Genomic DNA, 15,794 nt, shown 5'->3' on the forward strand with positions numbered 1-15,794 from the left:
CGCCAACACCGGGGAATGACCAACATCAACTGACGCAGTGGGGGTCAATTTTCACCCGCCGGAACCGGCTCACTATTCAAGCGTCGCCGACAACCGGACCCTTGGCCGTGGTTGACGATGCTGCGAGGGGAGAACGGGCGGCGAGCGGAGTGGCAGTTGCGGGCGGACCCGGAACCGCCGGAGTCTCCGGAGGAATGGCCAGATGCGGGGTAACGGTCAGTTGGGGCGGACGTGCAGCCGGCGGGCATCGACTTCCAGGTGCCCACCAGCCTCTCGTCGTGTGACCACCTCAGGTCAAAACTGTCCGCGTCCGTAGAACAGCTCACCGAGCGGGGAAGGTGCGGCGCAGAGCGATCTCGCCGTCGTCGGTCTCCCCGGTGGGCTCGAACCCGAACTTCTGGTGGAAGGGCCACGGCTCGCCGCCGCCGGGCTCGTAGCTGGTCAGCAGCTCGGTGGCGCCGTCCGCGCGCTCAGGGTGGCGGCCTGCCTGAGCGCTTCTAGGCCGATCCCTCGCCCCTGGTACCGCTTGTCGACGAGAAGGCGCAAGAGGACGTGTCGCCCTTTGTGTGCAAGGACCGGCCGGCGGTTTCCACGACAGCATCACGAAGCCGACTGGCTCATCGCCGCGGTACCAGGGATTGGCCTACGGTCTTCGCCGCCTCCTTGAGGGAGTGGGACACGGAGGCGACGAATCGCTTCTGGTCACGTCTGACGCGGAGGGCACGGACGGCATCGCGGTTGGCATCGGTGATCTCCTGTAGGTACACACTCGGGGATCTCATGCCACACCCCTCCCGCATCCGACAGCTCCGCCGTCCCGGCCTACGTGAAGAGCCGATACCGGGCGGCATTCCCGCGTATCCGCGTTGTCGAGGCCGCCAGGTCGGACGTCTTCGCAGCGTATTCGGCGATCAGGAGCGGGACTGGCAGGCCGGGCTGCGACCGCGCCCAAGCAGATCCTGGGAGAGCAATGTGGCCTGACGCGGCGATGCGCATGCGCAGCCCCTTCGGCCGTTGGATGGGCTGACCTGGGTAGTCGCTCGGCCGCGACCGGCTCCCCGTCGACCCGCGGACGAGCCGGACGTCGCAGTCGAAGGTGATCGCGAGAGGTTTCCTTCGAAACTACCGAAAAACTATTGACTTACGGCTCCTGGCGTGCATCGTGGTGAGTAGGCCATAACACCGAAAGAGTCGCAAAGTCGATGAGGACGTCTAGCCGGCTGGAGTGACTTGGACAGGATGTGGTTCAGGCCCCCAGCAAGCCGGCGCGATACCGAGGCGACAGTGACGACTGAGACTTCAGGACACGAGCAGTACTACTGGGGACTGTTTTTTGCCCTCAGGGCGCGGCCACTGCGCTGTGCTCTACCGTGACGGTCAGCCAACCGAGACCGGCTACTGCGGGGTACCCCCGATCAACTAAACCTCAGGCCCCTGGACTCGTCCCGGGGCCTTGCTGTTTGCCGAGGCTGACCTGGGCAGACGCCTCAAGATCGCGTCCAGGAAGAGCACAGACGCCAGCATGTGGCCGTTCCGGGCGGCATACGCCCGCACAAACACGAAGACCCCGCCTTCAACGTTTGCGCTGGTGGCGGGGTCTTTTGGCACCTTCTTCGAGGTGCCCCCGGCAGGATTCGAACCTGCGCACATGGCTCCGGAGGGGGCTTGATTACCGGGCATCATTGCAGGCCAGGGCATTATAGGCCGCCCTTGGGCGAGTATGGGTCCACGCATAGTCCACTGCTCGTGGCATGCGCGTTGAGGCGTTCACCTGCCCAGACCGACCGGGGCCAACCATCAGCTGTCAGGCGATTACCGACATCGCCCGTCAAGTTCAGCGGCGCTCGCAGGCTGACGTACATCTGTGCGTGCTCGAGGCTGCCTGAAGGTTCCGCCTCCAGCCGCACAGCCGTCTACCGGTTTCCCGCTGTCGGCCCCCTCGGGGCTCCTGTGGTCTTGCGCCGCCGCCTCACGTCGTCGTGCTCCGGGCGCCGTCTCCCCACAGGCACATCACGGCGTCCCCGACTACGTGCGCGGCATCAAAGCCGGGCTACCCGGCTGCCGCGTCCGAGCTGGCTACCATCACCAGCGTCTCAGACGCGAAGGTGTGGACCCCGAGCGGCTACAAGCTAGACACCGATCTCTCCGCCATCTAAGCCTCCGGGGAGGGCCCCGCCTGCCATATGTCGTCAGTTCGACGATTTTGACCTCCAGGTGGAGTTGCCGGTGGGAGGCTGGCCTCATGCACGCCTTCATCTCTCACAACCACCGCGACAAGCCTGACGTGAAGCCGCTTGCTGCACGCCTGCGATTGCTCGGCGCCGACGTCTGGCTCGACTCCTGGGAGATCCACCCTGGGGACTCAATCCCGGGCAAGGTCAACGAGGCGCTGGGGCTGTTGGACACCGTGATTGTCTTCTGGTCGGCCAACTCCTCAACGTCTGCTTGGGGTGAACACAGAGTGGGAGTCGCCCTCAGCCGGCGCCTCCGGGACAACTCTGTCCGTGTGATCCCGATCGTCCTCGATGACACCCCCCTCCCGCCTCTTCTTGAGCCGATCATGTGGGTTTCTCTAGCCGATGGCGATGTCGATCGAGCTGCTCGGGAACTCATGGGCGTGGAGTCCCAGGCACAACTCCTGAAGCTGATGCAACAGACAGTCGAAGAGTCCGGACTCGCATACCGCTACTTCGAAGGGTTCGGCGTCATGGTCGGTTGTCCCCGCTGCGGGGCGCCGAGTTCAAAGCTGGACGGCTGGAGCGCGCTTGATCACCGCAGGGACGACACGTACGCGGGAGTTCGTTGCGGCGGTTGCGGGTGGGAAGAGGGTGGCGAGATCTGACGACACCACGGCACGGGAGCAAGGAGATCACTTCGTCATCCTGTCTGTCAGGCGCTCCAAAGAGCGCGCTTGGGTTGCAGGGAAGCAGGGGGAACACTGGGAGCATGGACTCCCTGGTGCCCTCGTCCTCTGCCGTCACGAACCGCATGAGCCGACAGCCTCGCCGTGACACACCGCAGGAGCTGGCCGTTCGACAGATCCTTCATCGGGCAGGGTTGCGCTACCGTATCCACCTTCCTGTCCCGGGCATGTCTCGGCGAAGCATTGATGTCGCCTTCACCAAGCAAAAGGTCGCTGTCTTCCTTGACGGATGTTTCTGGCACAGCTGTCCCAACCATGCGACCAGCCCAAAAGCAAACGCGGCTTGGTGGCGAGCGAAGCTGGACCGAAATGTCATGCGAGATCGGGAGACCACTGAGCACCTGAGCGCCTTGGGTTGGGTTGTATTGCGCTTCTGGGAACATGAGGTGCCGACTGCAGTCGCTGAGCGGGTTCGCGATGCAGTGATGACCCGTAGGCAGGCTGGCGCAGGGTGATCCCCGAGGCGCACTGAGGAGCGCGGGGGAACCTCCCCAGTGGACGGTCCACCGGTGACGTGGGCTGGGTCAGGGGCCGGCTAGTTTCAAGCTTCCCAATGGAGAACTTCGAGTTGGTGAGTGAAGTGCCGCCCTCAACGCGGCGGTTGGGGCCGCCGGGTGACGTCTCTCGACGAAAGGTCTAGGGCATCCCAGGCGGGAGAAGGCACACCGTCCTACGAACCCCGATGGGCAGTAGCTGTTACTCCCGGAGGGTCGGTACGCCCGGCTGTATTGCCTGGTCAGAGTGCCGGGCCCCTGCTCAGTAGGCATGCTCGTCCATGAATGGTGCGCTGAGCCACCTCTGCCGTCTTGACCAGAGGGCGAGGTAGTCGTTCCAGGCTGCGGCATCAAGCGCGTTGCCGTTCGTGGACTGGTACGGCGAGCGCGTCCTCGCTGAATGAAACATGGTCGGTTTGGTCAGCTCCCGTCGTAGGCCACCTGCACTCGTATGGTGCCCTTGGCGGTGTGCAGGAAGGCGTCGCCCTGTCCGGCCAGAGCTTCGGCTCCGGTCTCGTCCAAGATGATGCGGCTGTCAGTCGCTGTCTTGACCCGAAGGGCGAGTTGGGCCGGGAAGTTGGAGCGGATGGTCGTCGAGATGACGTCCGCGCTTGGACGCTGTGTGGCGGCGATGACGTGGATGCCCGCAGCGCGGGCCTTCTGTGTGAGGCGCTTTAGCAGCGCTTCGATTTGCTTTTTTTCCTCTGGATCGCTGGTGAGGTCGGCGTACTCGTCCAGGACGATGACGATCCAGGGCTTTCGATCTGCTTCGTCGACCTTGGCGTTGTAATCGACGAGCTTGCGCGTGCGGATCGCCTTCATGTCCTCATAGCGCACGGCCATCTCTTCAACGGTTTCCTCAAGAATCTCGATGGCGTCGGCGGCGTCCATGCCGATCACGCCGTCAAGGTGAGGGTCGCCCTCGAAGTCGACGAGTTCGGTGCCCTTCGGGTCGACGAGGCGGAGTCGCAGGGTGCTCTTGTCGTACCGGATCAGGCCTTTGAGGATCGTCTCCAGGGCGACGGATTTTCCTGATCCGGTAGTGCCCGCCACCAGCAAGTGCGGTGAGTCTGCGGAGGACAGGTCGATGGAGACCGGGTTGCCTTCGATGTCGGCGCCTATGGGGGCGATGAGGCTCTCGGGGTCAGCCGGGCACCGACGCCACAGTGCCTTGGCGTCGACCCCATACTTTTCGTCGTCGATCTTGGGGATTTCGAACAGCACGGAGCCGCGGTCGCTGCGGGTGCGGATGCTGAACCCGGAGGGCAGCGCCAGGGCCAGGAAGATTTCGTCGCGCCGGTTGGTCAGCTTGTCCACGGTGACGCCAGGATGGGGGATGAACCGGAAGATGTAGAAGCCTGGTCCTTCCTGCCACGCGCCGATCTCCGGGGCGGTGACCGCGACCTTGTGGCGGTTGAAGACATCGACGACCTTGTTGTATCGAAGTCTCAACTCATCCTCGCCGAGCCCACCGCGGTGAGCATTCAGAGTGACAGGATCTGCCTGTGCTGCGACGTACGGGGTCACTACCTGGCTCGGTACGGCCGGCGGAGCTGTCCCTCCGACGACCTTGGCAGATGCCGCCGGTTCGCCCGAAGCAGAAAGTTCGGCGGGGGCGTCTGCTGAGGGGGACTTGACGACAGCATCTTGGAACTTCTCTGTCCCGTCGAGGCCCCTAGAGAGGGCGAGGGGGTCAGCATCGGTGGGGTCCTGGTTGGCACGCAGAGCGCCGATGAGGTTCAGCAGCTCCTGCTTGTTGAGCCTCACCAGAGTGTGCTTTCCGAGGCTTCCAACCGCGGGAGCCGGCTGGTCGTCCTCGGCTGCGATGGCCACGGCAACGCCCAAGACTTGACCGAGCTGAACATGCTCGGACCGCAGGGCGTCAAGGACTTTCGCTTCGACCTGACGGTGGTCGCTGTCGCCGATGATGGTGCGAGCTGGAAGGTCTGCGGCCTGCAGGGCGTTTCCACTGGTCTGAACGATCGCGGCGGCAAGCTCGTCCAGCCAGAAAGGACGGTCATGGCGAGCCTCGCCGTCCGAGCGGAAAGCGTCCTCACAAAGGTCGGTGGTGCGGTTGAGCTGCTCTTGGGCCGAGCCAACGTCGAAGGTGCGGCGGAACTTGGACTCGGCGACCAGGACGTCCAGGAGAACCGTGCCGTTGTCCTGGACGGTCAGTACGAACCGGCCGAGATCGGCCCGGGTTTTGTGACCGCGGCCGAACCATCGGTGGTGCTCGTCGAAGCTGATCCAGGTGACCAGACTCGTGCCCTGCCGAGAGACCGGAAACTGTTGGTCGATGACAAAGCGTGTGGCGACCAGGCCGACGACTTCATTGACCGTAGTGCCGATACCGAGGGAGCGCAGCACGGCGCCAGGAGCCACGTTTCGGCCGACCTCGTAGATTCTCTTGGCGGTGCCTTGCGAGTCCTGCGGGGTGACGACGCCGATCTGCTCCAGGCGGCGTCGCAGTCGCTGGACGACGAACTGCTGGCCGGTCTGGGAGCTGACAATGAGGGTGTACGACTCGTTCTTGCCGACACTCGGCTTGACGAGAATGACGTCAGGACGGTTGCGCAGGGCATCGATCTGTTCACGGCCGATGAAGCTGTCAAGGGTCACGACCCAGTGGGCCACGCGGTGCAGTTCGGCGAACAACTTCTGGTGCTGGTCGAACTGCACCTGCATCTCGAAGTAGTCGATGCCGTCGACGCTCTCCCGGGAGACTGGGGAATGGCGGTGGTAGCGCACGCACAAGGTGGACCAGGACTCAAGGGTCTCGTCGGCGGTCTCGGGCAAAAGTGCTCTAACGACGTTCTGGCTGGTCTGAGCCAGGTTGTGTGAAGCCGGGTGCTTCCACGGGTTGTAGGAACCCGACAAGGATTGCTTCTTGGTGCTCTCCTTGATACTCGTCTGGGTACCGAACAGTGCCGGAGCCAGCGCGAGGTCTACGGTGTCTTCCAGCCCTGACAGGTCTGCTCTCTGGTCGGGCTCCCATGTCTGCAGAATGAGTTGAACGTCGGGCAGAAAGCTGTCCTCGGACATCTCCGTGCTGGAGAACTGCAGGTCAAAACCCTGGATGATCTCGTGATGGGTGGCCTGGGGAGCCAGGACGACCAGATCAACCTTCGCACGAGGGTTCTTGGCCCGTACCTGCTTGGCCACACGCATGGGCAGGATCGGGTCGCCGTTCCGGTCCAGGAGCAGCACGCGAAGGCCGTCAAGCTTGTGGGGGTAGGTCGTCAGATAGTCGGTGATGACGCGGACCATCTCGTCGATTGCGGTCTCGTCGACGCTGGAGAGCCAGTCCTTGGACTCGTTACCGCCATGACGTACCGGGGCGTACTCCTCGTGCCCGGCCGATTCCCGCATCGGAATGGCGATCGTGCCGCGCGGCCCGACGAGGACCGCGGGTGTTCCGTGTGGGGAGATGCGGTCGATAGCGTCGAAGAAGAGATCTTCGTTCTCCTGGTTGAGACGCAGACCCCCCTCTTTGTTCAAGGCGGTCTTGATGCTGGAGGCGGTCTCTGCGTAGTTCCTTGCCAGCCATCGCAGCTTCAGCGGGTGAGTGGCCAGCATCATCATGCGGTGATTGGCCAGACCGACGACATCGGTCAGGACGACGGCCTCAAGGTCTGCGTCCGGAGCGTTGTCGGGAACAAGAGTGGTGCGAGCTTCGCGGAGGAGGGCTTCCCACTCGCCTACGTAATCGTTGATGTTCCCGGCGTCGAGCCCTTCGGAGAACCGCTCGAAGTGCTTCCGCTTCAGGCGCTCCAGCCGGCCGGCGAAATGAATCTCAGGGACAGGTGCGGGCTCGTCGACCTCCCACTGCCGGGGGTCGTGGAACTTCTCGAGGAAGGTGTCGAAGGTTAGATCATCCGCATGGCCAGGCGGGTTTCGCCGGCTGTCCATGAGCGCTGCCAGGGCTATCTGCCCGGGGATGCCCACGGGGTCCCAGCGAAAACGTCGCTGGGCGGCGCCGTCCATCTCGACCAGGATGCGTAGAGGGGCCCACTCGGTGTTCAGGTCGAACGGCTCTTGGTCCTCTCGCACCTCCGGCAGGTCCGGCTTCGTAACGTCCAGCAGGCACTCGTCCACCTCCAGAGTCAGGCGAAGCCCGGTGGAGTCCTGAATGTCACGCAGGGTGCGTGCGTACAGGAAAGCGAACAACCAGCGGCTCCACCGCCCGGCTTCCTGATTGCCTTCAAGTCCGACTAGGACGGAACCTTCATCTTCCTCGGAGAAGTAGGTCAGCTCGCGCAGCAGGGCACGCAGCGGGTCCTGGACAGACTGAGAGTCCGGGAAGGCAAGCTTTTCAACTTTGCGGCGCAAACGCGTGTTCAGCAGGTCGGCGAGTGGTTCAGCGTCACCGATGGGAGCCTCGTCAAGGAAGCGCTGTGCCGACTCTTGGTCTCCGCGGTCGAGCGCATCTTCGATCATCATGGCGTCGAAGTCGTCAACCCGGCTAGGGGCCTTCTTCTCGATCTCCTGCCGGACCTGCTGCCCAAGGCCAATCTTCTTGGACTTCTGCTCGAAGACCTCAAGCCAGAGGGTCAGGTCCTGTCCGGAGCGCAGATGACGACGATCCTGCAGGACAGGCCCACTGAGGTTGAGGTTGAGGTTGAGCACGAGGTCGCGCATGCGGGTTTTGACAGTCTCTGAATCCGCTCCAACGTGAGACAGAGATTCCTCGCTGAACTCAGTCGTGGTAATGCGGTCTATCAGGTCTTCCGCGGTGATTTCCTTGCCAGTGGGCTGCTTGAAGGCGCTGACGCAGACGTTCTTCTTGATCCGGGCAGGCAGCGCCGCAGGCTTGACGAATAGGCCTCGGTCCGGGAAGAGGTCAAGGGCGGGCAGGGCTGCAGAAATCTCGGAACAGACGACGTCAGGCGTGTGGACCCGAGTTGCTGCGACCTTCTGCGCCGTCTCGACCAGGAAGGCTGCCCAGCGGTGCAAGGATCGGGAATCTTCGTCGGTGACCGCACGCCAGATCTCCCGCAGCGCGTCGGCCATCAGGGCCGGAACAGTGCCGCTGCCACCCGCGTCCCGCCACACCTCTGCCATGAACCTGTCGAAACTGTGCTCGCCGGAGGTGTCATGTTGGCCTCCCAGGATTGTGGCATCGTCAAGGACGTTCATGGCCGCTAGGCCCTGTGCGTCTGGAGACTGCCCCCACTCGAACAGCAACACTGCCGTGCCCTGCACAGAATTACGCCACTTGGTCAGCTGGTCCCCCGGATCCAGCAGGAACTCAACGGGCACGCCGTCGATCTGCTCCGATGTGCCGACCTTGACGACGACCTGAAGTTCCGGCGACTTCGACAGCCTCTGGGCCGTGCGACGGAGGGCCTCGGCCACGGTCGGCTGATCGAACCCGCTGACGCGCAGGCCGGCACTGGTCCCGCTGCTCTCAGTGACCTTGCGCCAGGCTTCATCGGCGACGAACCGGCCGAGCGCTCGGATGCTGCTGTCGGTCACCGGGGCTCCCCTCGAACCATGCTGGTTGCGTCTGAATACTGAGTGAGTAGACCGATAGCGGCCAGCTTCTCCCGAAACGCCTTGCCGTTGTGGGCGAGGACCGACGAATCGACCTCGTGGGCCAATGGGCTCTCAGCCGCGATCTTGTTCTCCGTCACTAGGCCGTACTTCTTGTACAGCAGTGCACAGAACTGGTCGAACTCCATCTCCACGTCCTGCGGGACAGTGGCGGACACCAGTGCCTCAAGCATCGGGGGCTTCATGGTGAAGTGTCGGCGGCCGCCCGTCGCGTTCAGGGCTCCCACAGCGGCGAGGGTTTCACTGAAAAACGCTCGAGGCGAAGCGACCGCGTTGCCGGCCTCTTTGGTGAATCGCTCGTATCGGCCTTGCTTAGCCTCGTCTCCTTCGGCGTCGTGGATCATTTCTCGGGCCTGGACGTTGATCGCGTTGGCGATGTCGTTGCGGAAACTGGCGAGAGTCTTTTGTGACTCGCTGCGTAGCGGGGTCGACTCGTTGCCGAAGTCCAACAGGATCGACTCGCCGTCAGCAAAACCCAGCTTCCTGCGTGCGAGGTGAAGCTGGTGGCGGGCCAGGCAATAGGGGACCCAGTGCATGAGGCTCTCGGTGCGTTTGGCTCTGGGTGTCGTAGTACGGGCGACGATGTTACGAGCCCCATTTCGCAACAGGCCAGGCCACGGACTGAGCTCCTCGTACAGGTCAATGTCTCTTTCTGAATCGTCTTCGTATGGCTTTTCGTCGTAGTCGAAGTCATGGGCGCTGAGGGCCTTGGCGAGGTTGCCCAGCGGGGTGCCGCTGTCTCGGACGAGGTCGGCCAGGCCCTGTCGGGTAGCCGCCTTGCGCTCAGAATCGGGGTCACTGCGCAGGACCTTGTAGGCCCAGCTCCCACCACCACGGAAGAGATAGCGTTCGATGCTTGGAGCCTTGACCTTGACCTGGCCCTTTAGCTTGCTGGCCTGTTCCTTCTTCTTGGGGGAGGAGCTGCGTTGATGGATTCGCCGGTCGACCGCGTCGTAGTGAATGAGTTCACCGACGAATGGATAGATGTGCGCGCCAAACCAGCTGGGCTGACTGCGGCGCCCCGGGATCTCGACCAACAGGGACGAGAACAGGGCATGGAGCGTCTCCAACGTCTCGGGAGAATCCAGCTCGACCGCTTTACTCAGTTCTTCGTTGCCTTCAGCGATGAAAGCTTTGGTTGCGATCCGCCGAGCCAGATCGTGTGACGTCCGCTTGTAGGCGACCCTGTCCCCGTCGTCCAGGAGGCCTGCGCACTTCTCTGCATCTTCCTGATGTGCCAGGTACACGCCGCGGGCGATCGCGAGCATCTCAAGCGGTACGTAGAAGCCGCGGCCCTGCTGTTCAAGATTCACGCCGAAGAGACGATGGATGACCTCTGCCTTGGAACGATCAGCCATTACGCCTGCACCGACCTGATCTTGTCACCGACGTCGATCATGAGCTTCCTCATGACGTTGCCTACCAGTACTTGGATCTCGTCGTCCTTGTTCGAGGAGTCAGCCAGCTCTGCCAGGGACCCGCTGAGTCCGCGGATCTCGGCCTCGTGCTGGACCTCGCTGCGCAGACCTGCGGCCCACCGTGTCAACAACTCGAACCGTAGAAGATCGACTTCGACCGAGACAGCGCTTTGGTCAGGGACGACGGCCGGGATTCGGATGAAGATGGAGCGGTTGAGCCACTCGACAGCAGCCCGCATCCCTGGGGTGTCGCCCGTGCGGTCTTCCTTCTGCCACTGGGTGACCTGGTCGACCACTTCGACGCCTTTGCTGGACACCCGTCGGGAGATCACGGCCGCCCGGGCGCGCTGGGTGAAGAAGGCTGGGTCAAGCACAAGGAAGTCAGGGTTGCTTCCAGCTCGGTGGATACCCTGGACGGCTTCCAACCCTTTGAGGAAGCGGTCGCGCACTGTGGTGTCGGCCGGGTCCCCGTTCCCCTTCTGGACACTGACGAAGTCGTCGCCGGCCTGCAAGCCCATGCGGGCGAACCGATCCTTGTCATCGATGCTGTTGAAGAAGTCGGCACGACGCAGGAACGTGTACAGGCCCCGCAACTGTTCCGCCTGCTTCTGCGCGTCCCGGGTCGTACGGGCCGTCTGCAGGTAGCTTCTGGGATCCCTGGGAGGAAACCGGCCGGCTGTGTCCGGGTCGAGACGGTCGTCAACCTGGCGACGAGAGACCTTGCCCGGGTCCAGCTTGCGCAGCGCAAGGAAGGCAGGAACGCGATTGCGCTGTTGCTGGGTCAACCGGTCGCCGAAGAGCGCCTGGTGGTACAGGTGGGGAGCCTGCCACAACCTGTTCGAGTGCGACCACCGGTACTTGGCGTGGACGTCGTCACACGACAGCCCTCCGGTGAGCATGTAACTGGTCACCGTCAGCGCCTGGCGGGTGGTGACTACGGCTCCGGTGCGCTCGGCCGCGGCGAACAGATCACGGATTGCGGCTCGGCGCTGAGGCCCGTGGGTGGCGTCGTGCAAATCGTTGCGGTTGGCCAGAATTGGGCAAATCTCATTGGCATCACAGGTGTCGCAGGGTTTCCACCGCGACCATTGCGGGGTCGTCCACTGCTTTAGGACCCAAGTGACGAGCCCGCCGTTGCGACTGTCGGTCGCCACGGACTGGTAGTTGAGGTTGATGACGGTGACTCTGCCAGCAGGGTCGCTGACCTGTCCACGAGCAATGCCATCCGTGAGGGTCTTCACCAGAATGTTGGCGCGCCCGGTTCCGTTGCTGTCGCGGCTGTCGTCTTCGGCGACGCACTGACGTAGCTGGCCCTCATTTGCACAGATAATCGCGACGCCCTCGTCAGGGGGGTCGAGCAGCTCCACGAGCTTGCGGGCGCCCGCCTGCAGGCTTAGCTCGCTGAGGTCCCTGAGGATGTACAGCGGGCGCCCGCTACGGGTCTGGGCGAGGGGGCGGCTGGCGTCTCCGGCGATGAGCAGCTCGTTGAAAACCGTCTTCCGGACATCCTGTGGGATTGGTTCGCCACCAACCATGAGTTCGGCCAAAAGGTTGGCGCATAGGCTCGTCTTGCCGTGCCCGGCGTCCCCAGTGAGGACGATGGTCTTCGTGGTCGGTTGCTCAATGACGCTCAGCAGGTAGTCCAGTGTCACTACGCGGAACGGCGACTGCGTCCGGTCCGTCTGATCCGCCCGCTCGTAGATCATCTCTGATGCGTCGACATCGAACGGCTGGTAGCGACGTATCCGTTGGACGTGCTTGTTGACCTCTAGCGGCATGTTGCTGTCCTTCGTCACCGAGCCGGGAGCGCTGCCGAAGTCTAGCTCTCACGTCGCTGGCGGTAGATCAAAAAGTGCGAGTCACAGCGCTGGAGCGTACCTGGGGCATTAGCGTGTGATGTCTGAAAACGTGAGGATTCGTGACGATTGCCCTTGCCGCTGAGGCATCCGACGTTGCCTGTGATCACAGGGGACGCGCGGGACATAAGGTGCCACGTCGACTCGGTAGCAGCAGCAGCGGCGCAACTGGTGGTCGTTGAGGCACCCGTTTGATGGTGTGTCCCTAATGCCCGGAGGTGATCACGCGGAACCATCGATCAGCACTTCAGACGGTACTCAGGTGCAGGGTCAGCCACTCGAGTCCGATCGTTGATCGAGTACTATGCGCTCGTTCCACCAGTTCGACAGGCAAGCGCAGATGGGGGTCACACGTGGGTGAGAGGCACCCGTTGCGGGCCAAGCGGCGGCCGAAGTTCGAGGAGGGCGTCGGCTCTCTGAGAGTAGTGGACCTCTTCGCCGGCTGCGGTGGACTCACTCTCGGTGTCGCCCAGGCAGCGCACAAGCGTGACGTTGCGCTTGATGTTCGTCTCGCGGTTGACTTTGAGGCAGCTCCCGCCAAGGTCTTCAAGGCCAATTTTCCCAAGGCCAACGTCCAAGAGGGAGCCGTCGAGTCGTACTTCGACGGTGACCTTGGTGCCCCGTTGACTGCTCGGGAGACCGAGATTGTCTCGACGGTGGGTGAGGTGGGGCTCCTGATCGGCGGGCCGCCGTGTCAGGGGCACAGCAACCTCAACAACCACACACGCCGCACTGACCCCAAGAACCGCCTGTACCTGCGCATGGCTCGCGCCGCAGAGGTTCTGCTGCCCCGTGCAGTCGTCATCGAGAACGTGCTGGCGGTCGTCAATGACAAACAGCAGGTGGTCTCCCGTGCCATCGCTCATCTTAAGAAGCTTGGATACGACGTCGCCACCAGCCGTATCGACCTGCTGAAGCTCGGGGTCGCCCAGACGCGCAAGCGCCACATATTGCTGGCCATTCGCGAAAATGCGCGCGATTTTGGCGTTTCGGCTGCTGATCTACTGCAGATCGAAGACCACGGTATCGCACCGCACGACCTCCGTTGGGCGATTGGTGACTTGCTCCACGTTCAACCGAAGAGTTTTTTCGATGAAGCTGCTGTACCCAGCGCGGATAACCAGCGGCGTATGAACTATCTTTTCGAGAACGACGAGTACAATCTGCCGAACGAAGAGCGTCCCGAGTGTCACCAGGGCAACCACAATTACACGTCAATGTACGGCCGCCTGTGGTGGGACCGTCCGTCTCAGACCATTACCAGCGGTTTCGCGACGATGGGCCGCGGAAGGTTCGTCCATCCTGCTGTCCCACGATGCCTGACGGCCCACGAGGCCGCGCGTATCCAGGGTTTTCCGGACTTTTTCAAATTCGTCGACGAGCGGGCCAAGCCTCGCTATGAGCTGACTCGCACTGAGGTTCAGGTCATCATCGGCAACGCCGTTCCTCCACCTCTGACCGAGGCGCTGACCTCCAATCTTTTCGACGCCGAGGTTCTGCAGACGAAGGACGAAACTTCCCGGTTGCTCGAGGACGATTTCGCTGCGCCTGCTATCGGCCTCGCCTGCTGAGCCTGCATAGAGCTGTTCCGTCAGAGGGCATTTGAGGCAGGCGGATACCCTGCTGGTGTTCCGGGAGTTGGCCGGGCATCAACCTTCGCCGCACCCTGGGGCGGGTGCCCGATTTTCAAGTCTGTTTGTGCCGGTCGGGCGGCCCTTCCGTGTCATTCGCCTGCGTGCATGTGCGGCCGCAGCTTTGGAACTCGGCTCGCCCTGGATCTGCAGCTGGGGTTGGGTCGCGGCGTTCGAGCGTGGGCGACCGGTGCCCGCTTGCGACCGCTGTGGCAGGCTAGGCGCATGCTTCGAGAACCCGTGCAACTCACCATCGGCGATGACGGCGCGATCCAACTTCCCCTCGGACTCTTGGCAGAGGCGGGTCTAGGTTGTGGCTCCGAGATCATTGCCTACAGCCTGGGGGACGGTCGAATCACTCTTCGTCGGGCCGAGGACGCGACCAACGAGCTGCTATCCACGGGCGAGCTCACATAGACCGAGATCGACTCGGTCCGTGATTTCATACTGAACGGAACACTGACACTGACAGGTCGCTAGAAAGTTCGTGAGGCAGATAGGCCAGTGCTCTATGCGCTGGCCACCTCGGCGGGGGCCTGCTGGGGAAGCATGGGTGCCTGCGCCTGCGCGCGGTGCATACCCCAGTGCTTGGTTAGCCACTTGAGGTGATCATCTGTCACGGGCACGGTCAACGGGGAGTCGTTCAACTTGGCGTAGTCGGGGTACGCCTTGAGGGCATCGGCCACGTGCAGGGTCTTGGTCTGGGGACTGACGGCGATCAGGCCGAGATCGAAGAGTCGGTGAAGGTCCCGACGCAATAGCAGACCACCGCCCTTGTGGTGCCGGCCATTGGCCGCGTAGCTGTACAGATGTGCCGCTTCCAGGGCTTGCACCGGGGCCGGCCCGGTGAAGGCGCACACCTCGCCGAAGACCTCCAGCAGCTGCTTACGGAAGGCGGGCTGCCCCTTACGCACGCGAATGGTCGCGGTGCCATGCCCGTCGGCGATCACTTTCTGTGTGGTGTCCACGACGCGAAGAGGCAACGGCACGTCGCCGTGCGTGATGGAACGCCGGAAGTCGTCCCAGCGCAACTCACGCAGGCTGTTCTGTGAAGCGGGCTGCATACACAAGGCGCGCAGCTCCGGTGCGGTCAGGGTGCCGCGTGCGTCAATCCAGCCAGCCTCATGCCGGCTGCGGTAGGTGGTGACCCTCTTACGCTTCCAGCCGGCCTGATCACTCTCGTGCTTGCACTCCTGGTTCCAGCACACGAAGCGAGGCAGCTTTTTCTTCCGTTCCGCTACATCGGCCTTGCCACACTTCAGGCAGTACGGGGTGTCCTTCTCACCCTGACCGACCTCAATGTTCTCGATCACCGACAAGCCCAGCAGCTCGGTGCCATCCCACAACGCGATCACGTCACCGACCTTCAGCTTGGCATGGTTGTTCACCGTGCTGTCCCAGCTGTAGTGAGTGGCCGGATTGTCGTCGTAGCCCTCGCTGATCCGCTTGCTTCCGGCCTTCGCCAGCACCAACCACGTCGTCATGAGACCCTCTCCGAGGCACATCGAACCAAGACGCTCACGCGCCATCACGCCCCCGCGTAAGCGTCTGTGATCAATGTAGTGGGTGGCACTGACAACCTCCGGTCGCTCCCTGTCGGAGGATGCTCGGAGAGAGGTCGGCGGAACAGCACCTTTTGCATTCCCAGCAGCATGCGCGCTGCGGAAGGGTTCGAGGCAGTTCCCCTGCTACCGACTGCGTGGACATCGCTATGCATTGGCCTGCGACTACCCTAGTGCCGGCGGTGCAGTTGGCGGTTCCCCGGTTGCCGTCGCCTTCAACGAGGCTTGCGGCCCTCGCCCGCGCTTGCTGTGCGCTACCCCACTACTGAACTTGATTGAGTGATGTCGGGGTCCGGCGGAGGGTGGCAGGGGCCAGCTCGCGCCTTCCCCGGGTGGCCGGAGCACGAGGATGATGCT

8 protein-coding genes are annotated in these 15,794 nt (G+C 63.0%); 3 read left to right on the forward strand and 5 right to left on the reverse strand.

The window, feature by feature from the left end; all coding sequences use genetic code 11:
• Positions 1-441 precede the first annotated feature (441 nt).
• The gene (locus ACFRAC_RS35665) at positions 442-546 is read right to left on the reverse strand and encodes a hypothetical protein (protein ID WP_382939137.1); all 105 of its coding nucleotides are present in this window, start codon (positions 544-546) and stop codon (positions 442-444) included.
• A gap of 1,696 nt (positions 547-2,242) precedes the next feature.
• Between ACFRAC_RS35665 and ACFRAC_RS35670 the strand changes: the two genes are divergently transcribed.
• Positions 2,243-2,842, forward strand: a complete 600-nt coding sequence (locus ACFRAC_RS35670; RefSeq protein WP_382939141.1) for a toll/interleukin-1 receptor domain-containing protein — start codon at positions 2,243-2,245, stop codon at positions 2,840-2,842.
• A gap of 104 nt (positions 2,843-2,946) precedes the next feature.
• Positions 2,947-3,378 (forward strand): very short patch repair endonuclease, encoded by a 432-nt coding sequence (locus ACFRAC_RS35675; protein ID WP_382939145.1) that lies wholly within the window; start codon positions 2,947-2,949, stop codon positions 3,376-3,378.
• A 459-nt stretch (positions 3,379-3,837) separates the two neighbouring features.
• Here ACFRAC_RS35675 and ACFRAC_RS35680 read toward each other — a convergent pair whose 3' ends face one another.
• Genes ACFRAC_RS35680 through ACFRAC_RS35690 form a run of 3 tightly spaced genes read right to left on the reverse strand, consistent with a single transcriptional unit; the run spans position 3,838 to position 12,184 of the window.
• On the reverse strand, positions 3,838-8,892 hold the full coding sequence (locus tag ACFRAC_RS35680) for an FtsK/SpoIIIE domain-containing protein (RefSeq protein WP_382939148.1): 5,055 nt from the start codon (positions 8,890-8,892) through the stop codon (positions 3,838-3,840).
• Complete coding sequence (locus tag ACFRAC_RS35685) at positions 8,889-10,328, reverse strand: hypothetical protein (protein ID WP_382939150.1); 1,440 nt, start codon at positions 10,326-10,328, stop codon at positions 8,889-8,891. Before ACFRAC_RS35685 ends, ACFRAC_RS35680 begins: the two co-directional genes overlap by 4 nt.
• Positions 10,328-12,184: a hypothetical protein gene (locus tag ACFRAC_RS35690; RefSeq protein WP_382939154.1), complete on the reverse strand. Its 1,857-nt coding sequence runs from the start codon at positions 12,182-12,184 to the stop codon at positions 10,328-10,330. The genes ACFRAC_RS35685 and ACFRAC_RS35690 overlap by 1 nt, the downstream gene beginning before the upstream one ends.
• A gap of 485 nt (positions 12,185-12,669) precedes the next feature.
• Here ACFRAC_RS35690 and ACFRAC_RS35695 point away from each other — a divergent pair, with 485 nt between their 5' ends.
• Positions 12,670-13,815: a DNA cytosine methyltransferase gene (locus ACFRAC_RS35695; RefSeq protein ID WP_382939157.1), complete on the forward strand. Its 1,146-nt coding sequence runs from the start codon at positions 12,670-12,672 to the stop codon at positions 13,813-13,815.
• Between the two features lie 569 nt (positions 13,816-14,384).
• Here the strand turns inward: ACFRAC_RS35695 and ACFRAC_RS35700 are convergent.
• Positions 14,385-15,359, reverse strand: a complete 975-nt coding sequence (locus tag ACFRAC_RS35700; RefSeq protein WP_382939160.1) for an HNH endonuclease — start codon at positions 15,357-15,359, stop codon at positions 14,385-14,387.
• Positions 15,360-15,794 lie beyond the last annotated feature (435 nt).

It is taken from the genome of Streptomyces sp. NPDC056628 (assembly GCF_042792555.1).
In the GTDB taxonomy this organism is placed as follows: domain Bacteria; phylum Actinomycetota; class Actinomycetes; order Streptomycetales; family Streptomycetaceae; genus Streptomyces.

What these genes read in the sequence shown, in the direction of transcription:
- ACFRAC_RS35670 (WP_382939141.1), top strand. Translation starts at nt 2,243, where the DNA reads ATGCACGCCTTCATCTCTCACAACCACCGCGACAAGCCTGACGTGAAG.
- ACFRAC_RS35675 (WP_382939145.1), top strand. Translation starts at nt 2,947, where the DNA reads ATGGACTCCCTGGTGCCCTCGTCCTCTGCCGTCACGAACCGCATGAGC.
- ACFRAC_RS35685 (WP_382939150.1), bottom strand. Translation starts at nt 10,328, where the DNA reads ATGGCTGATCGTTCCAAGGCAGAGGTCATCCATCGTCTCTTCGGCGTG.
- ACFRAC_RS35700 (WP_382939160.1), bottom strand. Translation starts at nt 15,359, where the DNA reads ATGACGACGTGGTTGGTGCTGGCGAAGGCCGGAAGCAAGCGGATCAGC.